Origin of the sequence: Pseudomonas sp. LA5 (assembly GCF_028640825.1) — a bacterium.
In the GTDB taxonomy this organism is placed as follows: domain Bacteria; phylum Pseudomonadota; class Gammaproteobacteria; order Pseudomonadales; family Pseudomonadaceae; genus Chryseomonas; species Chryseomonas aestiva.
Map to the genome: position 1 here is coordinate 228819 of NZ_JAQYZY010000060.1, position 25059 is coordinate 253877.

Consider the following 25059-nt stretch of genomic DNA (forward strand, 5'->3'; position numbering starts at 1 on the left):
GCTTAACACTCTTTCACAAGAGACCTACAGACGTTTACAGGGTGGCTTGAGCGAGACGCCTACCATGGCGCTCTCCTGGAGGAAGCCCCGATGTCCCTGTCCCGCCCTGCCCTCGGCAGCCTCGTGCTGCTCTGCCTGCTGCTCGCCGCCTGCGACCGTCCGGCCCCGGACGCCGCCGCCCCGCCCGCGCCCAGGGTGCAGGTGGAGACACTGCAACCGACGCCCCTGGCCATCGCCAGCGAACTCAGTGGCCGCCTGGTGGCGCCACGGACCGCCGAGGTGCGGGCACGGGTCGCCGGCATCGTGCTGCAGCGGGTGTTTCGCGAGGGCAGCGAGGTCAAGGCCGGCGAGGTGCTGTTCCGTATCGATCCGGCGCCGCTGCAGGCCGAGGTGGACAGCGCCGCGGCCGCCCTGCGCAAGGCCGAGGCCAGCGCCTTCCAGGCGCAGCGGCTGGCCGAGCGCTATGCGGCGCTGGTGGAGAGCGAGGCGATCAGTCGCCAGGAGCAGGACAATGCCCGCGGTGCCAGCCTGCAGGCGCAGGCCGAGGTGGCAGCGGCCCGGGCAGCGCTCAAGCGGGCGCGACTGAACCTGGGCTATGCCACGGTCAAAGCGCCCATCGCCGGGCGCATCGGCAAGGCCCTGGTCACCGAAGGCGCCCTGGTCGGCCAGGGCGATGCCACGCCCCTGGCGATCATCCAGCAACTGGACCCCATCCATGCCGATGTCACCCAGTCGACCCGCCAGCTCAAGACCCTGCGCGATGCGCTGCGGGACGGTCGTCTGCAGCAGGTGGCGCCGGATCAGGCCCGGGTGACCCTGTTGCAGGAGGACGGCAGCCCCTATCCCGAGAGCGGCCGCCTGCTGTTCGCCGATCTGGCGGTGGACGCCAGCACCGGGCAGATCACCCTGCGCAGCCAGTTTCCCAATCCGCGGCACGACCTCCTGCCGGGCAGCTTCGTGCGGGTGCGCCTGGAGCAGGCGCGCCTCGACCGGGGCCTGAGCGTGGCGCAGCGGGCGGTGCAGCGCAGCGTCGATGGTGGGGCCCAGGTCTGGGTGGTGGACGCCGAAAACCGGGTGGCCCTGCGCGAGGTGCGTCTGGGCCCGGTAGTCGAAGGGCGCTGGGTGGTGGAGTCCGGTCTCGCCGCCGGTGAGCGGGTGTTGCTCTCCGGCCTGCAACAGGCGCAGCCGGGCCTGGTGGTGGAGCCTGAAGAAGCCCAGGCCACCGCGGCGGAGGTGCGCTGATGGCCAGCTTCTTCATCGACCGCCCGGTGTTCGCCTGGGTGGTGGCGCTGTTCATCCTGCTCGCCGGCCTGCTGGCCCTGCCGCAGTTGCCGGTGGCCCAGTATCCCAACGTGGCACCGCCGCAGATCGAGCTGACCCTGAGCTATCCGGGCGCCTCGCCGCAGACCCTGGACGAGAGCGTGGTCAGCCTGGTCGAGCAGGAGCTCAATGGCGTCAACCATCTGCTCTACTTTTCCTCCAGCAGCAGCCAGGGCAGCGCCACCCTGACCGTGACCTTCCAGCCCGGCACCGATCCGGAGCTGGCCAAGGTGGACATCCAGAATCGCCTCAAGGTGGTGGAGCCGCGCCTGCCGCGTGCGGTCACCCAGCAGGGCATCCAGATCGAGGAGACCTCCGCCGGCTATCTGCTGTTCGTCACCCTTACCGCCACCGATGAGCGCCTCGACACCACCGCCCTGAGCGACTATCTGGCGCGCAACGTGGTCAACGAGCTGCGCCGCCTGGACGGCGTGGGCAAGGCCCAGCTGTTCGGCGCCGAGCACGCCCTGCGCGTCTGGCTCGATCCCAGTCGCCTGGTGGCGGTCGGTCTGACCCCGGCGGACGTGACCCGCGCCATCGCCGAGCAGAACGTCCAGGTGGCGGCCGGCAGCCTTGGCGAGTTGCCCGCCCCCGCCGGCCAGGAGCTGAGCGCGCCGGTATTGATCAAGGGCCAGTTGAGCGACCCGGCGGAGTTCGCCGGCATCCTGCTGCGTGCCGGGGCCGATGGCTCCAGCGTGACCCTGGGCGACGTGGCCCGGGTCGAGGTGGGCAGCCAGAGCTACAACTTCGGCACGCGGCTGGACGGCAAGCCTTCGGTGGCGGTCGGGGTGCAGCTGGCACCCACCGCCAACGCCCTGGCCACCGCCAAGGCGGTGCGCGCCAAGCTGGCCGAGCTGTCCCGGTACTTTCCGCCGGGCATGAAATACGACATCCCCTACGACACGGCGCCCTTCGTCGAGATCTCCATCACCCAGGTCATCCATACCCTGCTGGAGGCCATGGCGCTGGTGTTCGCGGTGATGTACCTGTTCCTGCAGAATCTGCGCTACACCCTGATCCCGACCCTGGTGGTGCCGGTGGCACTGTTGGGCACCTGCGCCGTGCTCCTGGCGCTAGGCTATTCGATCAATGTGCTGACCCTGTTCGGCATGGTGCTGGCCATCGGCATCCTGGTGGACGACGCCATCGTGGTGGTGGAGAACGTCGAGCGGCTGATGGCCAGCGAGGGTCTCGACCCACGCGCCGCCACCCGCAAGGCCATGGGCGAGATCTCCGGCGCCATCGTCGGCATCACCCTGGTGCTCACCGCGGTCTTCGTGCCCATGGCCTTCATGAGCGGCTCGGTGGGCGTCATCTATCGTCAGTTCTCGGCATCCATGGCGGTGGCCATCCTCCTTTCCGCCTTTCTCGCCCTGAGTCTGACCCCGGCGCTGTGCGCCACCCTGCTCAAGCCGATTCCCCAGGGTACCCATGCCCGCGGCGGCTTCTTTGGCGCCTTCAACCGGGGCTTCGAGCGGCTGACCGCCGGCTTCGAAGGCTGGGTGGCCCGCGCCATCCGCCGGCTGCTGCCCAATCTCCTGCTGTTCGCCCTCCTGCTGGTGGCCCTGGTGGCGCTGTATGGCCGTCTGCCCGGCGCCTTTCTGCCCACCGAGGACCAGGGTTATCTGATCACCGACATCCAGCTGCCGCCCGGCGCCACCCAGGAGCGCACCCTCAAGGTGCTCGAGCGACTGGAGCGCCATTACGCCGCCGAACCCGGGGTGGCCAACGACCTCGTGCTGCTCGGCTTCAGCTTTTCCGGCAGCGGCCAGAACGCCGCCCTGGCCTTCACCACCCTCAAGGACTGGTCCGCCCGCGGCCCGACCGACTCCGCCGCGGCCATCGCCGAGCGCGCCAACGCCGCCCTGGCCGGCGAGAGCGAAGCCCAGGGTTTCGCCGTGCTGCCGCCGCCGGTGGAAGGCCTGGGTACCTCCAGCGGTTTCGAGGTGCGCCTGCAGGACAGGTCCAATCGCGGCCAGGCGGCGCTCAAGGCGGCGCGCGATGAGTTGCAGGCCCGGCTGGCGGGCAATCCGATCATCGCCTACGTGCGGGAGACCGCCCTGGCCGACAGCGCCCAGGTGCAGCTGGTGGTGGATCGCCGCCAGGCCGCCGCCCTGGGGGTAGGCTTCGCCGCCCTCGGCGAGACCCTGGGCACTGCCCTGGGCTCAAGCTATGTCAACGACTTCCCCAATCGCGGCCGGATGCAGCAGGTGATCGTGCAGGCCGAGCTGGGCAGCCGCAGCCAGGTGGACGACCTGCTGCGCCTGGAGGTACGCAACGAGCGCGGCCGCATGGTGCCGCTGTCCGCCTTCGTCAACGCCGACTGGACCCAGGGCCCGGCGCAGCTGTCGCGCTACAACGGCTATCCCGCCATCAGCCTGTCCGGCGAACCGCTGCCCGGTCACACCACCGGCGAGGCCATGGCCGAACTGGCGCGCCTGACTGCCGAGTTGCCGCGTGGTTTCGCCCTGGAATGGACGGCGCTGTCGCTGCAGGAACGCCTCTCCGCCGGCCAGGCACCGGTGCTGCTGGGGCTGTCACTGCTGGTGGTGTTCCTCTGTCTGGCGGCGCTCTATGAAAGCTGGTCGATTCCCACCGCGGTATTGCTGGTGGTGCCCCTGGGCGTACTCGGCGCGGTGCTGGCGGTGACCCTGAGGGGGATGCCCAACGATGTCTTCTTCAAGGTCGGCCTGATCACGGTGATCGGTCTCACGGCGAAGAACGCCATCCTGCTCATCGAATTCGCCAAGCGCCTGCACGATGGCGGCCTGGACCTGTACCAGGCCACCTGTCGCGCCGCCCGGCTACGCCTGCGACCCATCGTCATGACTTCGCTGGCCTTCATTCTCGGTGTGGTGCCCCTGGCCCTGGCCACCGGTGCCAGCTCGGCGAGCCAGCAGGCGGTGGGCACCGGGGTGATCGGCGGCATGCTCAGCGCCACCCTGGCGCTGGTCTTCGTGCCGGTGTTCTTCGTGCTAGTGCTGCGGCTGGTCCGGCGCTGGCACGCGCCGGAACTCTAGCCTCAGGAGTTGAGGGAGCGCTTGTCGCCCAGCAGCGCGGCATCCTCGACCGGCGCGGGCTCCGGCGGGCGGGCGCCGATCTTGTCCGAGGTCCGCAGGCTCTGCGGCAGTGCCCAGAACATCAGGCCGGCGGCCAGCAGACTGGTGCAGCCGATGAGATAGAGCGCCGGAGTGGTGCTGCCGGTCATGTCCTTGATGTAGCCCACCATCACCGGACTGACGATGCCACCGAGCTGCCCCAGGGTGTTGATCAGGGCGATACCCCCCGCGGCCCCTGCGCCCGCGCCGGCCAGCAGTTTCGGCGGCAGCGACCAGAAGGTCGGGATGGCGGCGATGATGCCGGCGCCCATCAGGGCCAGCGACAGGATCAGGAAGGTGGTGTGATCGGCGAAGAGTCCCGCGCTGAAGAACCCCAGGGCGCCGGCGATCACCAGACCGCAGACGAACTTGCGCCGCTCGCCGCTGGCGTCCGACAGCCGGCCCACCACCACCATGCTGATGGCGCCGAAGACGTAGGGCACGGCGGTCAGCAGGCCGATGAGGGTGGGGCTCTCGGTCCCGGCGCTGCGGATCAGCTGCGGCGCCCAGAAGTTGAGGCCATAGGAGGCGACCTGGATCAGGAAGTAGATCACCGCGAGCAGCAGGAAGCCCGGCAGTCGGATCGCCGCCAGCAGCGAGCCATGGCTGTTGTTTTCATGACGGGCGATGCGGCTGGCCAGAAAGGTCTTCTCGTCGGCGTTGAGCCAGGGCGCATCGGCGATGCGGTCATGCAGCAGGCGCAGCACCAGCACGCCCAGCAGCACGCAGGGGATGCCACCCGCCAGGAACAGCCAGTGCCAGCCGCGAATACCGAGCAGGCCGTCCATCTGGCCGAGGATCACCCCGGAGACGGGGGCGCCGATCAGCCCGGCGAAGGCCGAGGCGAGGAACAGCGTCGAGGTGATGCGCCCGCGATAGCTCTGCGGAAACCACAGCGTCAGGTAGTAGAGGATCCCCGGCGCGAAGCCGGCTTCCATGGCGCCGATGAGGAAGCGCAGCACATAGAACTGCCATTCGGTGGTAACGAACATCATCAGCGCCGTGGCGATGCCCCAGGAGATCATGATGCGCGCGATCCAGCGCCGAGCGCCGACCTTGTACAGCATCATGTTGCTGGGTACCTCGAACAGCACATAGCCCACCACGAAGAGTCCCGCGCCCAGGCCATAGGCGGTGTTGCTCAGCGACAGGTCGGCCTGCAGCTGGAACTTGGCGAAGCTGATGTTGATGCGATCGAAGAAGGCGAACAGGTAGCAGATCATGATCAGCGGCATGAGCCGCCAGGCGACCTTGCGGACGATGGCCTGTTCGGCGGCCGCCACGGCGGCGGCGGAGGTTGCGGATAAGGGCATAGCGGTCTCCCGGGAGCGGCCAGACTGGCGCTCCTTTGTTGTTGTAGTCAGGGCGAACGAATGAAAGCGGGTGCGGCTCAGCCAGCGGTCGCGGGCGGTGGATGCAGATCGCAATTGCGCCCGGCCTTGGCCACCTGGCCGGGGGTGTCGTGCCCCAGCAGCGCCGGCAGGGTGCGCGACAACTCGATCAGCCGTTGCAGGTCGATGCCGGTGTCCACGCCGATCTCGGCGCAGAGATTCACCAGGTCCTCGGTGCAGATGTTGCCGGAGGCGCCCGGGGCGAAGGGGCAGCCACCGAGGCCACCGAGGGCGGCGTCGAAGCGCCGGGCGCCGGCTTCGTAGGCGGCCAGGACGTTGCTCAGGCCCAGGCCACGGGTGTTGTGGAAATGCAGGGTCAGGGCGGACGCCGGGATCAGTTCCAGCACCTGGCGCACGATCCGCGCGACCTGCCGCGGATTGGCCATGCCGGTGGTGTCGGCGAGGGTGATGCCGGTCATGCCCAGCGCCAGATAGCGCTGCACCAGCTCGAACACCCAGCCTTCGTCGATGCGCCCTTCGAAGGGGCAACCGAAGGTGGTCGCCACGGTGCCGTTGAGCGAGACCGCCTGCCCCTTGGCCAGCTGCACCACCTCGGCGAAGCTGGCGAGGGACTGCTCGCAACTCATGCGCATGTTGGCGCGATTGTGGGTCTGGCTGGCGGAGAGCACCAGGTTTAGCTCGTCGGCGCCTGCCGCCAGGGCGCGCTGGGCGCCCTTGAGATTGGGCACCAGGGCGACATAGGTCACCCCGGGCCGGCGAGCGATGCCCTGGAACACCGCCTCGCCGTCGCGCAGCATGGGCACCGCCTTGGGCGAGACGAAGGAACCGGCCTCGATCCGCGAGAAACCCAGCGCGGAGAGCCCGTCGATCAGGGCGATCTTGTCGGCGGTTTCCACCCAGCTCGGCTCGATCTGCAAGCCGTCACGGGGCGCGACTTCCTGGACGATCAGGCGTTCGCTACTCATTGCACCACCCCGCCCTTTCTGAGTCGCTGGATATCCGCTTCGCTCAGCCCCAGTTCGGTCAGCAGGCTATCGGTGTGCTCACCGAGGGTCGGACCCTGCCAGTTGACCTGGCCCGGGGTGGCCGACAGCTTGGGTACGATGCCCGGCATCTTCAGGGTGGCGCCGTCGGGCAGGGTGGTGTCCAGCAGCATCTCCCGCGCCTGGTAATGAGGGTCGGCGACGATGTCGGCGGCAGAATAGATGCGTCCGGCCGGAACCTCGGCGCCTTCGAGGATCTCCAGCACCTCGTCGATGCCGCGACTGCCGGTCCAGGCGGCGATGGCCTCGTCGATCAGCTCGCAGTGGCGGGCGCGCCCGTCGTTCTGCGCCAGGTCCGGGCGCTCGGCCAGATCGGGTCGGCCGATGGCCTGCATCAGCCGCACATAGATGGGATCGCTGTTGCCGGCGATCACCACGAAACCGCCGTCGCCGGTGGGATAGGTGTTGGACGGCGCGATACCGGGCAAGGCGCCACCGGTACGCTCGCGCACATGGCCGAGCATGGAGTATTCGGGTACCAGGCTTTCCATGACGTTGAACACGCTCTCGACCAGGGAGACGTCGACCACCTGGCCATCGCCCTGGCCGGTCTTGACCCGCAGCACCGACATCAGGGCGCCGATCACCGCGTGCATGGAAGCCAGGGAATCGCCCAGGCTGACCCCGACCCGCGCCGGCGGTACGCCCGGAGTACCGGTGGTGTAGCGGATGCCGCCCATGGCCTCGCCGATGGCACCGAAGCCGGGGCGATCACGATAGGGGCCGGTCTGGCCGTAGCCGGAGATGCGCACCAGGGTGAGCTTGGGATTGAGGGCGTGCAGCACGTCCCAGCCCAGGCCGAGCTTTTCCAGGGCGCCCGGGCGCAGATTCTCGATGAGCACGTCGGCGCCCTCGACCAGCTGCTTGACCAGGGCCACGCCTTCGGCGGAACGCAGATTTAGGGCGAGGGACTTCTTGTTGCGCGACTGCAGGTACCACCAGAGCGAGGTGCCCTCGTGCAGCTTGCGCCACTTGCGCAGGGGATCGCCCTTGTCCAGGGCTTCGATCTTGATCACTTCGGCGCCGAATTCGGCCAGCAGGCGGGCGGCGAAGGGGGCGGCGATGAGCGTGCCGATCTCGATGACACGGAGTCCGGTGAGAGCCGTCATGGCGGGCGAGCCTCTTTGTTATTGGAATGAGGCCGATGCTAGGACAATAGAGCAGCCGGTGGTTAACGTCTTTCGGCAAGGGGTCTTCGCGAATCGCGAAGACCCGGATTCAGACCTCCAGCAGGTGGTCGTAGAGCAGCCGGCTGACCGGCGATAGCGTCTCGACGTCGCGGACCACCAGCGCCAGGCTGCGCTGGGACCAGTCGTCATCCAGCGCCGCGGCGATCAGTCCGAGCGGTCGCCCGATGAGTTCGAAGGCCTGCAGCGGCAGCACGCCCAGCCCGAAACCCGCCTGCACCATGCGGCACACGGCATCGAAGCCGGGTACATGGATGCGCAGGCGCAAGGCCTTGCCGTGACTGCGGGCGGCCGCCTTGGTGCGCAGGTTGATGAAGCTGTCGGCGTGCAGGCCGACGTGGTCATCGTCCAGGGTCTCGGCGAAGGCCAGCCGCGCGCAGGCGGCCAGGCGATGATCGGGACGCATCACCACCACCAGGGTGTCCTGCCGGTAGGGCACGGCCAGCAGGCCGCGGGTATCGGTGTCCGAGGAGCAGATGCCCAGGTCGGCGGCGCCTTCCAGCACGCCCTTCACCACCCCGGCGCTGGGTCGCTCGTCCAGGCTGATCTTGACCTGGGGATGGCCGACGGTGAAGGCCTGCAGGTCCTCGGGAAGGAATTCGATGATGGCGGAGATGTTGGCCATCATCCGCACGTAGCCGCGCACGCCCTGCAGGTGTTCGCCGACGTCGATGCTGATGCGCTCGACGTCGGCAAGGATGCGCTTGGCGTAATGCAGCAGCGTCTCGCCGACCGGGGTGAGGGTGGTGCCCTTGGCGTTGCGCTCGAAGAGTTCGATGTCGAGCGACCGCTCCAGATCATGCAGGCGCTTGCTGGCGGCGGACAGGGCGATCATCTCGCGCTCGGCGGCGCGGGTCAGGGTGCCCTCCTCGTGCACCGCCAGCAGCAGCTGCAGCGAGACCAGGTCGAGGCGGCGGAGCAGGTTGCGGTAGTGCATCGTCTTGCGGTCCTGGCGGCCAGAGGTCCTTGTACAGGACCAGGCCCGCCCGGGCTAGCCGCCCGCCTCCGGTCAGAGACCCAGGTCGCTCAAGCCGGGATGGTCATCCGGCCGCCGCCCCTGGGGCCAGTGAAACAGCCGCTCGGCCGCGGTGATCGGCAGGTCGTTGATGCTGGCGTGACGCTCGGCCATCAGGCCCTGGTCGTCGAAGTGCCAGTTCTCGTTGCCGTAGGCGCGGTACCACTGGCCGTCTTCGTCCCGCCATTCGTAGGCGAAGCGCACGGCGATGCGCGCGCCGTCATGCGCCCAGAGTTCCTTGATCAGCCGGTACTCGTGCTCGCGCTGCCACTTGCGGGTGAGAAAGGCCTCGATGGCGACGCGGCCCTGGAGGAAGTCGGCGCGATTGCGCCAGCGGCTGTCGACGGTGTAGGCCAGGGCCACCTTGGCGGGATCGCGGCTGTTCCAGCCATCTTCGGCGGCGCGGACCTTCTGCTGGGCGGATTCGAGGGTGAACGGCGGGACGGGAGGACGGGCAGCGCTCATGGGACTCTCCTGGGCAGATGAGGCCCCAGTGTCGGGCCGTGGCGGCGGTGGCACAAGGTCGAACGGCCCACGGATCCGGCCAAGTTGCTTAGACCTCGACTAGGCGATAGTGCAATCCCCGCACTACCGCCTCGACCCGGTTGCGTGCGCCCAGTTTGCGGGCGGCGGAGTTGAGGTGCAGGTTGACCGTGGCGGTGGAGCGGTTGAGGGTCGCGGCGATGCGCTTGGCGGTCAGCCCCTTGGCGGAATACTGCAGGCACTCACGCTCGCGCGGCGTCAGGCGGACCTGGCCGCAGCGGCGCTCAGCCGGGGCGAGCAATTCGTCGGCGCGGGCCTGGAAGGCATGGGCCAGCACCAGGAAGGCGCCCAGGCAGGCTTCGCCGGCGGCCTCGGCGTCCGGGGCCTCGGCATCGAGGATGCCGGTCAGGGTGGCGAAGGCCCCGCCGGGCAAGTGCAGCGGCACGGTCACCCCGGTGGCCAGGCCGCTGTCGCGCACATAGCAGGTGACCGGGCGATGACTGTCACCCAGGTACTCGCGCAGGGCGCTGCGGGTTTCGCTGCGAAACGACCAGACGAAGGGCGCGGCGCGCCGACTGGCGCATTGCTGCACCGGGTCGATCTGGTAGTAGCCGCGCTCGCACCAGAAGGCCTGCATGTCCGCCGGGGCGTTGCGTACCTTGAACACCGAGGGGGTGATGAGTACCCCGTCGTGACTGAGGGGCACCGGGGCGTAGTCGTAGATCAGCGCCTTGCAGCCCAGGTGGCCGGCGCTGGCCTGGACGGCATCCAGACAGGCGTCGAGCGTGGGCAGCCCGGCGAGGCGGCTGCTGACGGTGAGCAGATCGGCATGCATCTTGGAGCTCCTGCCCTGATGGCGATCGGGAAAGCGAAGCAAAGGCTCTGCCAGTCGCCCCCGGCCTGCTGCAAACCTAGCACTTTTGTGGATGGGGCCAGGCCCCACCCTGGCCTAGAGTCGAGCCTACCCCGCCCCTTCGAGGAAGTCCCATGACTCAGCACGCTCCGTCCGGCGACGCCGCCGACCTCGCTCGCTTCGGCTACACCCAGGAACTCAAGCGCCAGCTCGGGCTGAAGGACCTGCTCATCTACGGCCTGGTGTTCATGGTGCCCATCGCGCCCTTCTCCATCTTTGGCGGGGTGTTCGACGCCAGCCACGGCATGGTGCCCCTCACCTACCTGATCGGCTTCGTCGCCATGCTGTTCACCGCGGTCAGCTACCAGCAGATGTCGCGCGCCTTTCCGGTGGCCGGTTCGGTCTACGCCTACGTCGGTCGCGGCCTGCACCCGGCGCTGGGCTTTCTCGCCGGCTGGGCCATCCTGCTCGACTACCTGCTGGTGCCCACCCTGCTCTATGTGATCGGCGCCAACGCCATGGCCAACGTCATCCCGGTCCTTCCCCAGCCGCTGTGGATCGTTTTCTTCGTCGGCCTCAACACCCTGGTCAACCTGCGTGGCATCGAGACCACCGCCCGCGCCAACCGGCTGTTCCTCTACGGCCAGCTGGCGGTGCTGCTGGTGTTCGTGGTGCTGGCCGCGCTGGCCATCAGCCGCGGCGTGAATGGCGCCGAGTGGAGCCTGAAGCCGCTGTACAACCCCCAGGAATTCTCCCTGCCACTGATCTTCAGCGCGTTGTCGGTGGCGGTGCTGTCCTTTCTCGGCTTCGACGCCATCTCCACCCTCTCCGAGGAAACCCGCGGCGGCAGCCGGGTAGTGGGTCGCGCCACGCTGCTGGCCCTGACCCTGGTGGCCGCGCTGTTCATGGTGCAGACCTGGCTGGCCGCCCTGCTGCAACCCAACCTGATCCAGTACCCCGACGCCGATGCCTCGAACAACGCCTTCTACGAGATCGGTCGGTTGATCGCCGGCCCCTGGCTGCAGGTGGTGATCGCCCTGGCGGTGGCCATCGGCGCCGCCATCGCCAACGCCCTGGTGGCCCAGGCCGCCACCTCGCGCCTGCTGTTCGCCATGGCCCGTGATCGCCAGATGCCGCAGTTCCTGCGGCAGATCCATCCCACGACCCGAGTGCCGCAGCGCGCCATCCTGCTGGTGGCGGCCCTGAGCCTGGTGCTGGGGCTGTTCTTTGTCGGCCAGATCAACCTGCTCGCCTCCATGTGCAACTTCGGTGCGCTGACCGCCTTCCTGCTCCTGCATGTGGCAGTGGCCTGGCATCACCGCGGCGCCGGTCGCCCGCTGCTGCATGCACTGGTCCCGCTGGTCGGTTTCATCATCCTCGCCTATGTGCTGTTCAACGCCGACGTCTACGCCAAGGTCGGCGGCAGCTGCTGGATGGTGCTGGGCCTGGCCGTGCTGGCCTTCCTCAGGCTCAGCGGCCGGACCACGGAATTCAAGGCCAACGACGCCGTCCATTAGGCACAGACCCGCCGCGGAGGCTCCCGATGATCAAGACCCTGCACAGCCAGCACTGCCATTGTGGCTGGGATCACAGCCTCCCCCCGGCGCTGGAGGTCGCGCCGGGAGAGACGGTCAGCTTTGCCTGCCGCGACGCGGCGGACGGCCACTTCCACGGCCACTCCAGCGCCGCCGACATCGCCACCCTGCCCTTCGAGCGAGTCAATCCGGTCTGCGGTCCGCTGTGGATCGAGGGCGCCGAGCCGGGCGACGTCCTCAAGGTGACGCTGGAAAGCTTCGCCCCCAGCGGCTTTGGCTGGACCGCCAACATTCCCGGCTTCGGCCTGCTCGCCGACCAGTTTCCGGACCCGGTGCTGCAGCTCTGGCATTACGACCGCAGCGGTCAGACGCCGGCCGCCTTCGGCGAGCTGGCGCGGGTCCCGCTCAAGCCCTTCGCCGGCACCCTGGGGGTGGCGCCCGCGGCGCCGGGTCTGCACTCGGTGGTGCCACCACGGCCGGTGGGTGGCAATCTGGATATCCGCGACCTGGCCGCCGGCACCAGCCTCTACCTGCCGGTAGAGGTCGCCGGAGCGCTGTTTTCCATCGGCGATACCCATGCCGCCCAGGGCGATGGCGAAGTCTGCGGCACCGCCATCGAGACCGCCATGGCGGTCACCGCCACCTTTGAGCTGATCAAGGGGCAACCGCTGGCCATGCCCCGCTTCAGCACCCCGGGGCCGGTCACCCGACATCTCGACGGCGCCGGTTACGAGGTCTTCACCGGTGTCGGACCCGACCTGCTGGCCGCGGCGCGGATGGCCGTCAGCGGCGCCATCGACTGGCTCGGGCAGACCCGCAACCTGCCGGCGGAGCAGGCCTATCTGCTCTGCTCGGTCTGCGGCGATCTGCGCATCAGCGAGATCGTCGACGTGCCCAACTGGGTGGTCAGCTTCTATTTTCCGCGGATCGTGTTCGAATAGCCGGGGCCGAACGGTCTGGCGTCCGCCGCGGCAACGTCCCCCACAGCGAGGCGATGACGATCAGCAGGCCGCCCAGCCAGCCCCAGAGGCCCAGGCGTTCGTCCAGCCAGAAGCTGGCGAACAGCGCGCCGAACAGCGGCTCGGCGCCCATCAGCAGGGCGACGCGGGTGGCGCTGGTGCGGCCCAGGGCAAAGTTCTGGGCGAGAAAGGCGCCCAGGGTGCAGAACAGCACCAGGTAGCCGGTGGCGAGCCAGAAGCCCGCTTGCATGGGCAGCGGTGCCAGGCCCGGGCCCAGGGCGAACAGCAGCAGACAGGCCAGGCCCACCACCCCGGTCTGCACGGCGGTCAGCGCCAGGGCCGGCACCGGGGCACTGGCCTGCTGCAGACGCCGACGCACCACGCAGACATTGACCGCGCGCAATACGGCCGCCAGCAGGATCAGGCCGTCACCCAGGTTGAAGCTCAGGGTCACCCCACGGGTCAGCAGCCCGGCGCCCGCCACCGCCAGCCCCGCGGCGCCCAGGGCGCGGGCCTCGGGGCGCTGACCGAGCAGCCACCACTCGGCGAAGGGCGTCAGGGCCACGCAGAGGCTGATGAGAAAGGCGGCGTTGCTGGCGCTGGTCAGGGCCACGCCATAGGTCTCGGCGAGAAAGATCGCCAATAGCAGCAGCCCGGTCGGCACCCCGGGTCGCCAGGCCCGCCGGCCCTCGCCCTTCAGGGTTGGCAGTAGCAGCGCCGCGGTGAGACAGAAGCGCAGCGCCAGGTAGCCGAGCACCGGATAGAGCATCACGGCGTCCTTGACCACGGCGTAGCTGGTCCCCCAGACCAGGGCGGTAGCGAGCAGCAGGCCTTCGGCGAGACCGAAGGTGGGGCGTTGCGACATGACAGCTTCTCCCTGAATCAGGCCGCCAGTGTGCCCGCCCCTGACCAGCACGATAAGCCCGCCAGCGTGCATAGCTCTTGTTCCCCCGGGGAAGCAATGGCAGCCTTTCCAGCCCTATTGCTTCTGGCGGACTTCGGCATGGATCTCCTGCGCGCCCTCCCCCTGCTGCCCTGCATGGTCGCCTTCGCCAAGGTGGTGGAGACCGGCAGCTTCACCGCGGCCGCCCGGCTGATGGACGCCACACCCTCGGCGGTCAGTCGTCAGGTCGCGCGGCTGGAACGGGAGCTGGGGGTGCGTCTGCTGCAGCGCACCACCCGCCAATTGCGGCTGAGCGAAGCCGGCCGCGAGGTACTCGGCCACTGCCGTCAGCTGCTGGCCGCCGCCGGTGCGGCGCTGGACAGTGGCCTGCAGCACAGCGAGGAACCGCGCGGGCAGGTACGACTGGCGGTGCCCAAGGCGGTCGGCTACCGGCTGATCGCCCCTTTGCTGCCGGAATTCTTCCAGCGCTATCCGCAGGTGGATCTGCAACTGCGCCTGGACGATCGCCCGCTGGATCCCATCGCCGACGACCAGGATCTGCTGGTGCGCATCACCGAGCAGCCACCCGCCGGCTTCGTCGCCCGGCCACTGCGCGAGATGGACTTCGTGCTCTGCGCCAGCCCGGCCTATCTGCAGCGCCGCGGCACGCCGCAGCAGCCCCAGGCGCTGGCGGAGCACGATTGCCTCTACCTCGGCGAAACCCCGGGCGACCAGCGCTGGCAACTGCGCCGTGGCGACCGGGTGGAAAGCGTAACGGTGCGCGGCCGCCTGGCCTGCAACCACAGCGGCGTGCGCCTGGAGGCGACCCTCGCCGATCTGGGCATCGCCTGCCTGCCGGCCTTCGCCGCCGAAGCCGGCCTGGCCGCCGGCAGTCTGCGGCGGGTGCTGCCCGACTGGCAATACCTCGGCCCCTACCAGGGCACCGCCTGGCTGCTCTATCCGCCGGATCGCCAGTTGCCAGCGGCGGTCAGGGTGCTGGTGGATTTCCTGCTGGAGCGGCTCAGGTCAGCCCCAGGTTCAGGCTAGCACCGCCACCGACTTGAGCTGCGCCCAGACCCGGCTACCCGGCTGCAACGCCAGCCGCTCCAGCGAATAGCGGGTGATCCGTGCCAGCAGCGCCGCGCCGCCCAGGTCCAGGCGCACCAGCACCTGGGCCGGCGAACGGGTCGGGGCGATCTCGGCGATGGTTGCCGGCAGCACATTGAGGATGCTGCTGTGCTGGCGCTCCAGGCTGAGGCTGACATCCCGCGCCAGTACCTTGATGCGCAACGCCTGGCCGGGCGGTAGCGGGGCATGGGCCAGCAGCACGCGCTGCTCGCCGGCCAGGCCCAGGCTGAGCAGGCCGTAGTCCGGATCATGGCCGAGCACCCGCCCTTCCAACACCACCCCGGCGTCATCGGCCAGGGCGATGGGCAGGTCGAGGCGCGCCAGTACCTCGGTGGTCGGCCCACTGGCCAGCACCCGACCCCGCTCCAGCAGCACCAGGTGATCGGCTAGTCGCGCCACCTCGTCGGGGGCATGGCTGACATAGAGGATCGGCAGCGCCAGCTCCCGGGTCAGGCGCTCCAGGTAGGGCAGGATCTCCGCCTTGCGCTCGGCGTCCAGCGCCGCCAGGGGTTCATCCATCAGCAGCAGCCGCGGACTGGTCAGCAGCGCCCGGGCTATGCCGACCCGCTGGCGTTCGCCGCCGGAGAGACGTGCCGGCATCCGGGTGAGCAGTCCCTCGATGCCCAGCAACTCGACGACCTGCTCCAGCGCCAGCCGGCGCTCGTCCGGCGCGACCCGCTGCCAGCCGAACAGCAGGTTGCGGCGCACGTCCAGATGCTCGAACAGGTTGGCGTCCTGGAAGACATAGCCCAGGGCGCGCCGGTGCGGCGGCAGGAACAGGCCGCGGTCGCTGTCCTGCCAGGTCTCCCCGGCCACCACCAGACGCCCGCGGGCGGCGGGTTCGAGTCCGGCCACGCACCTCAGGCAGCTGGTCTTGCCCGAGCCCGAGGGGCCGAACAGCGCGGTGACGCCGCTGCCGGGCAGCATCAGGTCCACGTCCAGCGTGAAGCTCGGGTGTGAGAGTTCGAATCTCGCCGTCAGACTCATACTCATGTCCAGGCCGACCGCCCGCGGCGGCCATAGAGCAGCAGGAGGATCACGAAGGAAAAGGCCAGCATGCCGCCGGCCAGGAGATGCGCCTGGGGATACTCCATGGCTTCCACGTGATTGAAGATCTGGGTGGAGACCACCTGGGTCCGCCCGGGAATGTTGCCGCCGATCATCAGCACCACGCCGAATTCGCCCACGGTATGGGCAAAGCCGAGGATGGCGGCGGTGACGAAGCCCGGCCGCGCCAGCGGCAGCACCACGTGGAAGAAGGTATCCAGGGGACTGGCCCTCAGGGTGGCCGCGGCCTCCAGGGGACGCGGACCGATGGCCTCGAAGGCGTTCTGCAGCGGCTGCACCACGAAGGGCAGCGAATAGCACAGCGAGCCCACCACCAGCCCGGCGAAGGTGAAGGGCAACCGCCCCAGCCCCAGGGCCGAGGTCGCCTGTCCCACCCAGCCCTCCGGCCCCATGGCCAGCAGCAGGTAGAAGCCGATCACCGTGGGCGGTAGCACCAGCGGCAGGGCCACCAGGGCACCGACCGGCCCCTTGAGCCAGGAGCGGGTGCGCGCCAGCCACCAGGCGAGGGGCGTACCCAGCACCAGCAGCAGCAGCGTGGTCACGCTGGCCAGTTCCAGGGTCAGGCGGATCGCCGCCCAGTCCGCCGCGCTCAGGCTCATGGGATCACTGCCGGTAGCCGTAGGCCTTGAGCACCGTGGCCGCCTGGGGTCCCTTGAGATAGGCCAGCAGCGCCTTGGCTGCCGGCTGATCCTGGCCCTTGTCCAGCAACACGGCGTCCTGGCGAATCGGCGCATAGAGCTCGGCCGGTACGATCCAGGCCGAGCCTTCCTTGACCTTGCCGTCCTGATAGATCTGCGACAGGGCAACGAAACCCAGCTCGGCATTGCCGGTGGCGACGAACTGGTAGGTCTGGGTGATGTTCTGACCTTCCACCCGCTTGGCCGCGACCGCCTCGGTCAGGCCCAGCTTAGCCAGCACCTGGGTGGCGGCCAGGCCATAGGGCGCGGTCTTGGGATTGGCCACGGCCAGGTGGGCGAAGGCGTTCTGCTTGAGCACCGCGCCTTCGCTGTCCACGTAGCCGGTCCTGGGCGACCAGAGCGCCAGGGTGCCGATGGCATAGGTGAAGCGCGAGCCCTTGACCGCCGCGCCCTCGCTTTCCAGCTTGGCCGGGGTGCTGTCGTCGGCGGAGAGGAAGACCGCAAAGGGGGCGCCATTCCTGATCTGGGTGTAGAGCTGACCGGTGGCGCCGCTGGAAATCACCAGCTGATGGCCGGTGTCCCGGGTGAACTGCTCGCCGATGGCCTTGAGCGGTGCGCTGAAATTGGCGGCCACGGCCACCTGGACCTCGTCGGCCAGGGCGGGCGCGGCCAGCGTCGCGGTGAGCAGGGAAAGCAACAGGCGGGAACGGCTGGTGGTCATCGGATCGGGCTCCTTGGGATGGTCAGGATGCGCTCATCAGCAGGACGCTGGCGGCGCTGAAACAGGCGCAGGCGGCCAGGCCCGGGACGAGTCCCAGCTGGCGACTGCTAGTGGCGGTCAGGGTGGCGGTGACGCGGCGACCGGCCGGTAGCGCCAGCACCACCTCGTGGTTGATCGGTCCCTCATGGACGCGCTCGACCTCTCCCCACCACAGATTCTGCGCCGACAGGCGCAGCCCCGGATCGGTGCCGATCAGCACTGCCGAAGCCTTGACCAGGGCCACCACGGCGCGACCTGGCGCCAGGCCGAGCTGCGCGGCGCTGTCGCGGGTGACCAGGGCAGTGAGTCGCGTGGCATCGTCCAGGCACAGCACCACGGCGCTTTCCACATCGCCCTGTTCGAGCGCCTCGACCACGCCGGAAAACTGGTTGCGGGCGCTGCTGCGCCAGTTGAGGTTGAGCAGCAACTGGCGAAAATCGGCCACTTCGGTGCGACTGGCCTCGTCCAGTCCGGCCGCCACCTGGTCCAAAGTGTTCTGGTAGTGCTGCTCCAGCGCCCGATAGAAGGCCACCACCCGCTGGCCATAGGCGGTCAGCCGGGTGCCGCCGCCACCGCTACCCCCCGTGCTGCGGGCGACCAGGGGCTGGGCGGAGAGGTTGTTGATCTGGTCCACCGCGTCCCAGGCCGCCTTGTAGGACAGTGGCACCCGCTTGGCCGCCTGGCTGATGGAGCCGGTGGCGGCGATGGCCTCCAGCAGACGAATGCGGGTCTGGGTCAGCTCGGCGCCGACACTGCTTTCCAGCGACAGATGGGCAATGAAGGGCGAGGCGCTCATGTCAGGGACTCCCGGCGTCCGGGTTGTATGACTACAACGCTCCGACCTAGAGTGGCGCCCCCTGCCTCTTCCCCAACGTTCAGGAGCGATATCCAATGAAGGTCAGTGCCCGCAATGTCTTCCCGGGAACCGTCAGCCAGATGCGCGAAGGCGCGGTGAATGCAGAGGTGACCCTTACCCTGACCGGCGGTACCGAGCTGGTGGCCGTGGTTACCCTGGACAGCGTGAAGAGCCTGGAGCTGGCGCCGGGCACGTCGGCGGTGGCCCTGGTCAAGGCGCCCTGGGTGATGGTGATGAGCGCCGATAGCGGACTGCGCCTGTCGGCGCGCAACTGCCTGGCCGGAACCGTGGAGAGCATCAGCGATGGCGCGGTCAACGCCGAGGTGGTCATCGCCCTGCCCGGTGGCAGCCGCGTGGTGGCCATGGTCACCCGTGACGCGGTGCAGGAGCTGCAGCTGGCACCGGGCGTGGCCGCTACGGCGGTGTTCAAGGCGTCTCATGTGATCCTGGGGGTCCCGGCCTGATCCTGGGGGCGGCGGATCCGATCCGCCAGGGCGTTATAGCCTAAAGTATATAGCGTGAGACAAAAGAAAACGCCGGCAGGTTTCCCTGCCGGCGTTTCGCTTGGCGCTTGAGAAGCTATTCACGATCTCGCGAGCTAGAGACAAACAAGGCCTAGGCGGCCCTGCGAAAACCCCTGAGGAAGCGGAGCCCACACCGGTAAATGAGCATTCCGACGGGGCTGGCCACCCAGGGCATTTTCAACGCCGTTTGGCCGACGCGCAGCAGATCGTGGAGAGCTTTTTAGGCCAGCTTCTTGTACTTGACCCGCTTGGGCTGGGCCGCGGCCTCGCCCAGGCGCTTCTTGCGATCGGCTTCGTACTCGGTGTAGTTGCCTTCGAAGAACACCACGTTGGAATCGTCCTCGTAGGAGAGGATGTGGGTGGCGATGCGGTCGAGGAACCAGCGATCGTGGGAGATCACGATGGCCGCGCCGGGGAAGTCCAGCAGGGCGTCTTCCAGGGCGCGCAGGGTTTCCACGTCCAGGTCGTTGGAGGGTTCGTCCAGCAGCAGCACGTTGCCGCCCTGCTTGAGGGTCAGCGCCAGGTGCAAACGACCGCGCTCACCGCCGGAGAGGTCCTTGACGAACTTCTGCTGGTCGGCGCCCTTGAAGTTGAAGCGACCCACGTAGCTGCGCGAAGGCACCTCGTAGTTGCCGATCTTGATCACGTCGGAGCCGTCGGAGACCTGCTCCCAGACGGTCTTGGTGTCGGACAGATTCTCGCGGCTCTGATCGACGCTGGCCAGTTGCACGGTATCGCCGATCTCGATGCTGCCGGCGTCCGGCTGCTCCTTGCCCATGATCATGCGGAACAGGGTCGACTTGCCGGCGCCGTTGCCGCCGATGACGCCGACGATGGCGCCCTTGGGCACCACGAAGCTCAGGTCGTCGATCAGCAGGCGATCACCATAGCCCTTGCTGACGTTCTTGAACTCGATGACCTTGTCGCCCAGGCGCTGACCGGCGGGGATATAGATCTCGTTGGTCTCGCTGCGCTTCTGGAATTCCTGGGACTGCATTTCCTCAAAGCGCTGCAGGCGGGCCTTGGACTTGGACTGGCGGGCCTTGGCACCGGAGCGTACCCATTCCAGTTCGGCCTTCATGGCCTTGGCGTGGGCGGCTTCCTGCTTGGCTTCCTGGGTCAGGCGCGCGGCCTTGGATTCCAACCAGCCGGAGTAGTTGCCCTCGAAGGGGATGCCCTGGCCGCGGTCCAGTTCCAGGATCCAGCCGGCGACGTTGTCGAGGAAGTAGCGGTCGTGGGTGATGGCCACCACGGTCCCGGGGAAGTCGTGGAGGAAGTGCTCCAGCCAGGCCACCGAGTCGGCGTCCAGGTGGTTGGTGGGTTCGTCCAGCAGCAGCATGTCGGGGGCCGACAGCAGCAGGCGACACAGCGCCACGCGCCGCTTCTCGCCACCGGAAAGCACGCCGACCTTGGCGTCCCAGGCCGGCAGGCGCAGGGCATCGGCGGCGACTTCCAGCTGGCGCTCCAGGTTGTGGCCGTCGGCGGCCTGGAGGATGGCTTCCAGCTTGGCCTGCTCGGCGGCCAGGGCGTCGAAGTCGGCATCCGGCTCGGCGTAGGCGGCATAGACCTCGTCCAGCCGGGCCTGGGCCTGCTTGATCTGACCGACCGCTTCCTCGACCACGTCACGAACTGTCTGCTCGGGATCAAGTTTCGGTTCCTGCGGCAGATAACCCACATTGATACCGGGCATCGGCCGCGCTTCACCTTCGATCTCGGTATCGACGCCGGCCATGATGCGCAGCAGCGTCGATTTACCCGCACCGTTCAGACCGAGCACGCCGATCTTGGCGCCGGGAAAGAACGACAGGGAGATGTTCTTGAGGATTTCACGCTTGGGCGGCACGACCTTGCCGACCCGGTGCATGGTGTAGACGTATTGAGCCATGGTGGGACCTTGGGACCGGAATGAAAAACAGGGGACACAGTATGGCGTCAGCAGCGAACGCTGTCGAAACCCCGCGCGACGAAAGCGCCGGTGCTGATCACGCGGAAAAAACCGGCGGAGACACCGTCCGGTCCCTTATCATAGGCCATCCCTGCCCCGCGGAATCGGGCGCAGCCGAACGGCCATCGCCTCTGCAGGAACGCAGTCCGTCGTGAACAGCCCGCCCTCCTCGCTGCCGGAAGAGCCGCTCGCCCCCGCTTCGCGACGCCTGACCCGCGGTCTGCTGATCCTCTCGCTGGTGGCCATGCTGGCCCTGATGTTCTGGCAGGCCCTCGCCAGCGTGGCCGAGCGCGAGACGCTGCGGCGCGAACAGCTGGATGGCCTGACCCGACAGCTGGCCAACACCGTCGAATTCGGGCTGGCGCTCAAGGCCCAGGCGGTGCGCAGCACCCTGCGCTGGTCGCTGGACCCCACCCTGCCGCTGGCGCCCAATCTGCTGCTGGGCCTCAAGGACTTCTTTCCCGGACTGCAACAGGTGCGCTGGCTGCCGGCCAACGCCAACCTACGCAGTGCGCGCCTGGGCGATACGCCGGACGCCGCCTTCATCCAGCAACTGATCGCGCGCGCCGGCCAGGCCGACTTCCGTTATGGCTACAACGCTCAGGCCACCGCCGCGCCCCTCTATGTGCTGCTGGCCGGCGATCCGCAACTGCAGAACGGCTGGTGGGTGCTGACCAGCGCCCCCCTGCTCGAACCCCTGTGGCGGCCGACCCGGGTACCGTCCGGCCTCGACTGGCGCCTGGAAGATCGCTCTCAGGGCACCCTGCTATTCCGCGGCGGAGAAGCCCCGGCGGCGAACAGCATCGACGAGGTACGCCAGGAACTGGCCTACAGCAACTGGCAGGTGGTGGGCAGCCATCCCGCCGAAGACATGGGCACCACGCTGCTGGGGGCCTCCTTCGGCCGCCTGGCGCTGTTCAGCCTGTCCGGCCTGGTGGCCGTCATCCTGCTCTATTTGCTGTTGCGCGAAGAACGTGGCCTGCGCGCCCTGACCCTCGCCTCGCGACGCGGCCTGCGCCTGGCCGGCATCGCGCTCAACGGGATCGAGGAAGCCGTCTGCATGACCCAGGCCGACGGTCGCCTGGTGCATGTCAACGCCACCGCCGCGCGGCTGCTGGGCATCGCCGCCAATGACGCCCAGCAATTCTTCCTCGCCAGCCTGCTGCCCGAGCTGGTTGCCCTGACGGCCGCCGAGCGTGACAGCGGCGCCCTGGTCACCCTGGCGGTGGAAGGCCAACCGCGGCGCTTCGCGGTCAGCTGCCACGCCCTGGCGGACAGCCAGCCCAGTGCCCGGGTCCTGCGCGACCGCACCCAGACCCAGGACGGCTTCGTCTGGGTCTTGCGCGACGTCACCGAACAGCAGCGCAACCTGGAGACCATCCAGACCACCCGGCAGCGCTACGAAAGCATCTTCAACGGGGTGCACACCGGCATCTGCGTGGTGGATCTGAGCGCCGTCCAGCCGCACATGCAGGCCCTCGGCCTGGAGCGCCCCGAGCAACTGGCGGAGCTGTTCGCCCGCGAGCCCGAAGTCCTGGACAGCCTGGGCCGCCAGGTGCGCATCACCGAGATCAACCAGCGCGCCCTGGAAATGCTCGGCATCGAGCACCTCGACCAGGCCTGGGCGCGGCTGGTGGGTGACTCCCGCGTCCAGCTCGGTGGCAAGAGATACCGCCTGCTGGCCGGCCTGCTCTCCGGCCAGCAGGTACTGGAACTCGAGACCTGCATCGGCACTGCCGAGGGCGAACGGCACCTCTGGCTGACCATGCACCTGCCAGCCGACCCCCGGCACCTCGACGCGACCCTGCTCAGCCTCAACGACATCACCCAGCGCAAGCTCGGCGAATTGCGCCTGCTCGAGCGCGACAGCTTCTGGTCGAATCTGATCAGCGCCATCCCCGACACCCTCTATACCTATGACGTGGCCAGCGGCGAGCTGACCTACGAGAGTCGTTCGCTGGCCCTCAAGCTCGGCTATCCGCCGGAAGCCTTCGCCAGCCTCGGGCGCGCGCGCCTGCACCCGGATGACCTCGAACTGCACGAGCGGGTGGTGAGCATGCGGCCGACGCTCTCCGACCAGCCCAGCAGCAGCCTCTTGCGCTGGCAGCACCGCAACGGCGGCTGGCGCTGGTTCGACGTGCGCGAGCAGCGCCTCGCCCGTGCGGCGGACGGCACCGCAGCGAGCGTGGTCGGGCTGGCCCTGGATGTCACCGACATGGTGCGGGCCAGCGAGCGCCTGCGCGAAAGCGAGAATCGCTACCGGCAGCTGGCGGAAAGCATCAGCGACGTCATCTTCACCACCGACGCCCAGCTGGTGCTCAACTACATCAGTCCCTCGGTGGAGGAATTGCTCGGCTATCCCGTCGGCGAGCTGCAACAACGCACCCTGGCCGAACTGGTGGTGCACTCGCGCCAGTGGCAGGAGGTGCGCCGCACCCTGCAGCGGCTGCTGCGCAGCCTCGACAATCCGCGCGCCCTGGCCGAGTTGCGCCGGGAACACTTCGCGCCCCTGTTGCTCGACTGCCTGCACGCCCAGGGCCACACCCTGCAGATCGAGCTGCGCCTCAAGCCGCTATGGGACGACCACGAGCGCTTCGCCGGTCTGCTCGGCATCTGCCGCGACATCTCCGCCCAGCGCCGCACGGAAAAGGACATGCGCATGGCGGCCACGGTGTTCGACCACTCCGCCGGCGCCATCCTGGTCACCGACCCGGCCGGCTACATCGTGCGGGTCAACCGCACCTTCACCCGCATCACCGGCTTCAGTCCCGAAGAGGTGTTCGACCAGCAGCCGATGATGCTCTGCGCGGACAAGCAGGAAGCCAACCAGCTGCAGCACGTGATGCAGCAGCTGCGCACCCAGGAGAGCTGGGAAGGCGAACTCTGGCAGCGCCGCCAGGACAACGAGCCCTACCCGTCCTGGGTCGGCATCACCGCCATCCGCGACGACGACGGCGACCTGATGAGCTATGTCTGCTTCTTCGTCGACATCAGCGAGCGCAAGGCCAGCGAAAGGCGCATCCACCGCCTGGCCTACTACGACGCCCTGACCCTGCTGCCCAACCGCACACTGTTCCAGGATCGCCTGCACAACGCCCTGCAGCAGAGCCGCCACAACGGCAGCTGGGTGGTGCTGATGTTCCTCGACCTCGACCGCTTCAAGCCGATCAACGACAGCCTCGGCCACGCCGCCGGCGACCGCCTGCTCAAGGACGTGGCCATGCGCCTGACCGCCTGCGTCGGCACCGAGGACAGCGTGGCGCGCATGGGTGGCGACGAATTCACCCTGCTGCTGTCCGGTCTGGAAAGCCGCGAGGTCGCCCTGGCCCAGGCAATCCGCGTCGGCGAGCAGATCCTCTCCCAGCTGTCCGAGGCCTTCGTGCTCGAAGGCCGCGAATTCTTCGTCTCCGCCAGCATCGGCATCGCCCTCTCGCCCCAGGACGGCCATGAACTCAGCCAGCTGATGAAGAACGCCGACACCGCCATGTACCACGCCAAGGAGATGGGCAAGAACAACTTCCAGTTCTACCAGGCCGAGATGAACGCCCGCGCCCTGGAGCGCCTGGAACTGGAAGCCGATCTGCGGCACGCCCTGCTGCAGGGTGAATTCCGCCTGCACTACCAGCCGCAGTACCGTTGCGACAACCGGCGCCTGACCGGGGTCGAGGCCCTGCTGCGCTGGGAGCATCCGGTGCGCGGCCACGTCTCGCCGGCGGAATTCATCCCGGTGCTGGAAGAGATCGGCCTGGTGGTCCAGGTCGGCGACTGGGTGATTCGCGAAGCCTGCCGGCAGATGCGCGAATGGCACGCGGCCAGGGTGCGCATTCCCAAGGTCTCGGTGAATCTCTCCGCCCGCCAGTTCAGCGATGGCCAGCTCGGCCAGCGCATCGCCGAGATCCTCGCCGAGACCGGCCTGGCGCCGGCCTGCCTGGAGCTGGAACTGACCGAAAGCATCCTGATGCGCGACGTCGGCGAGGCCCTGCAGCTGCTGGGCGAACTCAAGAGCCTGGGCCTGTGCATCGCGGTCGACGACTTCGGCACCGGCTATTCCTCGCTCAACTACCTCAAGCAGTTCCCCATCGACATCCTCAAGATCGACCGCAGCTTCGTCGACGGCCTGCCCCACGGCGAGCAGGATGCGCAGATCGCCCGGGCCATCATCGCCATGGCCCACAGCCTCAATCTCTCGGTGATCGCCGAGGGCGTCGAGGAGCCGGCGCAACTGGAATTCCTGCGCCTCCATGGCTGCGACGAGGTGCAGGGCTTCCTCTTCGACCGTCCGCTGCCGCCGGATCTGCTGCGCGAGCGGCTGGAGCACCAGGGGCTGTTCCCCGTCCTGACATGAGACCGATGGCGGCGGCGCATGACCGGCGCTCATACCTCAGAGTTCCCGCGATGGGGTAGAATGTCGC

General features: G+C 68.5%; 19 protein-coding genes. 7 read left to right on the top strand and 12 right to left on the bottom strand.

The features are described from left to right. The first annotated feature begins 90 nt into the window (after nt 1–90). A complete protein-coding gene (locus tag PVZ72_RS23655; RefSeq protein WP_273863148.1) occupies nt 91–1242 on the top strand; it encodes an efflux RND transporter periplasmic adaptor subunit in 1152 nt (383 codons plus the stop codon). After that, nucleotides 1242–4340 carry a multidrug efflux RND transporter permease subunit gene (locus tag PVZ72_RS23660; protein ID WP_273863149.1) on the top strand — a complete coding sequence of 1033 codons (3099 nt, stop codon included), beginning with the start codon at nt 1242–1244 and terminating at the stop codon, nt 4338–4340. Before PVZ72_RS23655 ends, PVZ72_RS23660 begins: the two co-directional genes overlap by 1 nt. Nucleotides 4341–4342: 2 nt before the next feature. On the opposite strand, the gene PVZ72_RS23665 is transcribed toward PVZ72_RS23660, so the two are convergent. The 6 genes from PVZ72_RS23665 to PVZ72_RS23690 all read right to left on the bottom strand — a co-directional run bounded on the left by PVZ72_RS23665 (nt 4343) and on the right by PVZ72_RS23690 (nt 10333). Continuing rightward, on the bottom strand, nt 4343–5731 hold the full coding sequence (locus tag PVZ72_RS23665; protein WP_273863150.1) for an MFS transporter: 1389 nt from the start codon (nt 5729–5731) through the stop codon (nt 4343–4345). 77 nt (nt 5732–5808) lie between these two features. Then, nucleotides 5809–6735 (bottom strand): hydroxymethylglutaryl-CoA lyase, encoded by a 927-nt coding sequence (locus PVZ72_RS23670; RefSeq protein WP_187981156.1) that lies wholly within the window; start codon nt 6733–6735, stop codon nt 5809–5811. Beyond that, nucleotides 6732–7922, bottom strand: coding sequence for a CaiB/BaiF CoA transferase family protein (locus PVZ72_RS23675; RefSeq protein ID WP_273863151.1), 1191 nt, complete (start codon nt 7920–7922; stop codon nt 6732–6734). The genes PVZ72_RS23670 and PVZ72_RS23675 overlap by 4 nt, the downstream gene beginning before the upstream one ends. Before the next feature lie 109 nt (nt 7923–8031). Continuing rightward, nucleotides 8032–8937: a LysR family transcriptional regulator gene (locus PVZ72_RS23680; protein ID WP_273863152.1), complete on the bottom strand. Its 906-nt coding sequence runs from the start codon at nt 8935–8937 to the stop codon at nt 8032–8034. A gap of 72 nt (nt 8938–9009) precedes the next feature. Further along, on the bottom strand, nt 9010–9480 hold the full coding sequence (locus tag PVZ72_RS23685) for a nuclear transport factor 2 family protein (protein WP_133862145.1): 471 nt from the start codon (nt 9478–9480) through the stop codon (nt 9010–9012). A gap of 88 nt (nt 9481–9568) precedes the next feature. Then, entirely contained in the window at nt 9569–10333 is a 765-nt protein-coding gene (locus PVZ72_RS23690) for a LuxR family transcriptional regulator (protein WP_187981155.1), read from the bottom strand. A gap of 152 nt (nt 10334–10485) precedes the next feature. Here PVZ72_RS23690 and PVZ72_RS23695 point away from each other — a divergent pair, with 152 nt between their 5' ends. Both PVZ72_RS23695 and PVZ72_RS23700 read left to right on the top strand, forming a co-directional pair. Beyond that, nucleotides 10486–11868 (top strand): APC family permease, encoded by a 1383-nt coding sequence (locus tag PVZ72_RS23695; RefSeq protein WP_273863153.1) that lies wholly within the window; start codon nt 10486–10488, stop codon nt 11866–11868. 26 nt (nt 11869–11894) lie between these two features. Then, nucleotides 11895–12827, top strand: coding sequence for an acetamidase/formamidase family protein (locus PVZ72_RS23700; RefSeq protein ID WP_273863154.1), 933 nt, complete (start codon nt 11895–11897; stop codon nt 12825–12827). On the opposite strand, the gene PVZ72_RS23705 is transcribed toward PVZ72_RS23700, so the two are convergent. Then, nucleotides 12793–13710 (bottom strand): DMT family transporter, encoded by a 918-nt coding sequence (locus PVZ72_RS23705; protein ID WP_273863155.1) that lies wholly within the window; start codon nt 13708–13710, stop codon nt 12793–12795. The genes PVZ72_RS23700 and PVZ72_RS23705 overlap by 35 nt on opposite strands. 138 nt (nt 13711–13848) lie before the next feature. Between PVZ72_RS23705 and PVZ72_RS23710 the strand changes: the two genes are divergently transcribed. Then, the gene (locus PVZ72_RS23710; RefSeq protein ID WP_273863156.1) at nt 13849–14775 is read left to right on the top strand and encodes a LysR family transcriptional regulator; all 927 of its coding nucleotides are present in this window, start codon (nt 13849–13851) and stop codon (nt 14773–14775) included. Here the strand turns inward: PVZ72_RS23710 and modC are convergent. From modC to PVZ72_RS23730, 4 genes are read right to left on the bottom strand one after another with little or no spacing between them, the layout of a single operon-like run. Beyond that, entirely contained in the window at nt 14767–15843 is a 1077-nt protein-coding gene (gene modC / locus PVZ72_RS23715) for a molybdenum ABC transporter ATP-binding protein (protein ID WP_273863157.1), read from the bottom strand. The genes PVZ72_RS23710 and modC overlap by 9 nt on opposite strands. A 2-nt stretch (nt 15844–15845) precedes the next feature. Continuing rightward, nucleotides 15846–16523: a molybdate ABC transporter permease subunit gene (gene modB / locus PVZ72_RS23720; RefSeq protein ID WP_187981150.1), complete on the bottom strand. Its 678-nt coding sequence runs from the start codon at nt 16521–16523 to the stop codon at nt 15846–15848. Nucleotides 16524–16527: 4 nt separating this feature from the next. Further along, nucleotides 16528–17283 carry a molybdate ABC transporter substrate-binding protein gene (gene modA / locus PVZ72_RS23725; RefSeq protein ID WP_187981149.1) on the bottom strand — a complete coding sequence of 252 codons (756 nt, stop codon included), beginning with the start codon at nt 17281–17283 and terminating at the stop codon, nt 16528–16530. Nucleotides 17284–17305: 22 nt separating this feature from the next. Next, nucleotides 17306–18118: a TOBE domain-containing protein gene (locus PVZ72_RS23730; protein WP_273863158.1), complete on the bottom strand. Its 813-nt coding sequence runs from the start codon at nt 18116–18118 to the stop codon at nt 17306–17308. A 95-nt stretch (nt 18119–18213) separates the two neighbouring features. Here PVZ72_RS23730 and PVZ72_RS23735 point away from each other — a divergent pair, with 95 nt between their 5' ends. Then, complete coding sequence (locus PVZ72_RS23735) at nt 18214–18642, top strand: TOBE domain-containing protein (protein ID WP_273863159.1); 429 nt, start codon at nt 18214–18216, stop codon at nt 18640–18642. Between the two features lie 280 nt (nt 18643–18922). On the opposite strand, the gene ettA is transcribed toward PVZ72_RS23735, so the two are convergent. After that, nucleotides 18923–20587, bottom strand: a complete 1665-nt coding sequence (gene ettA, locus PVZ72_RS23740; protein ID WP_158893649.1) for an energy-dependent translational throttle protein EttA — start codon at nt 20585–20587, stop codon at nt 18923–18925. Nucleotides 20588–20798: 211 nt separating this feature from the next. Between ettA and PVZ72_RS23745 the strand changes: the two genes are divergently transcribed. Further along, nucleotides 20799–24992 (top strand): sensor domain-containing protein, encoded by a 4194-nt coding sequence (locus PVZ72_RS23745; protein ID WP_273863160.1) that lies wholly within the window; start codon nt 20799–20801, stop codon nt 24990–24992. Nucleotides 24993–25059 lie beyond the last annotated feature (67 nt).

Coding starts and splice junctions, on each gene's coding strand:
- PVZ72_RS23675 (WP_273863151.1), bottom strand. CDS start 7,922: ATGACGGCTCTCACCGGACTCCGTGTCATCGAGATCGGCACGCTCATC.
- PVZ72_RS23655 (WP_273863148.1), top strand. CDS start 91: ATGTCCCTGTCCCGCCCTGCCCTCGGCAGCCTCGTGCTGCTCTGCCTG.
- PVZ72_RS23680 (WP_273863152.1), bottom strand. CDS start 8,937: ATGCACTACCGCAACCTGCTCCGCCGCCTCGACCTGGTCTCGCTGCAG.
- PVZ72_RS23665 (WP_273863150.1), bottom strand. CDS start 5,731: ATGCCCTTATCCGCAACCTCCGCCGCCGCCGTGGCGGCCGCCGAACAG.
- ettA (WP_158893649.1), bottom strand. CDS start 20,587: ATGGCTCAATACGTCTACACCATGCACCGGGTCGGCAAGGTCGTGCCG.
- PVZ72_RS23660 (WP_273863149.1), top strand. CDS start 1,242: ATGGCCAGCTTCTTCATCGACCGCCCGGTGTTCGCCTGGGTGGTGGCG.
- modA (WP_187981149.1), bottom strand. CDS start 17,283: ATGACCACCAGCCGTTCCCGCCTGTTGCTTTCCCTGCTCACCGCGACG.
- PVZ72_RS23685 (WP_133862145.1), bottom strand. CDS start 9,480: ATGAGCGCTGCCCGTCCTCCCGTCCCGCCGTTCACCCTCGAATCCGCC.
- PVZ72_RS23690 (WP_187981155.1), bottom strand. CDS start 10,333: ATGCATGCCGATCTGCTCACCGTCAGCAGCCGCCTCGCCGGGCTGCCC.
- PVZ72_RS23710 (WP_273863156.1), top strand. CDS start 13,849: ATGGATCTCCTGCGCGCCCTCCCCCTGCTGCCCTGCATGGTCGCCTTC.
- modC (WP_273863157.1), bottom strand. CDS start 15,843: ATGAGTCTGACGGCGAGATTCGAACTCTCACACCCGAGCTTCACGCTG.
- PVZ72_RS23730 (WP_273863158.1), bottom strand. CDS start 18,118: ATGAGCGCCTCGCCCTTCATTGCCCATCTGTCGCTGGAAAGCAGTGTC.
- PVZ72_RS23700 (WP_273863154.1), top strand. CDS start 11,895: ATGATCAAGACCCTGCACAGCCAGCACTGCCATTGTGGCTGGGATCAC.
- PVZ72_RS23670 (WP_187981156.1), bottom strand. CDS start 6,735: ATGAGTAGCGAACGCCTGATCGTCCAGGAAGTCGCGCCCCGTGACGGC.
- modB (WP_187981150.1), bottom strand. CDS start 16,523: ATGAGCCTGAGCGCGGCGGACTGGGCGGCGATCCGCCTGACCCTGGAA.
- PVZ72_RS23705 (WP_273863155.1), bottom strand. CDS start 13,710: ATGTCGCAACGCCCCACCTTCGGTCTCGCCGAAGGCCTGCTGCTCGCT.
- PVZ72_RS23695 (WP_273863153.1), top strand. CDS start 10,486: ATGACTCAGCACGCTCCGTCCGGCGACGCCGCCGACCTCGCTCGCTTC.
- PVZ72_RS23735 (WP_273863159.1), top strand. CDS start 18,214: ATGAAGGTCAGTGCCCGCAATGTCTTCCCGGGAACCGTCAGCCAGATG.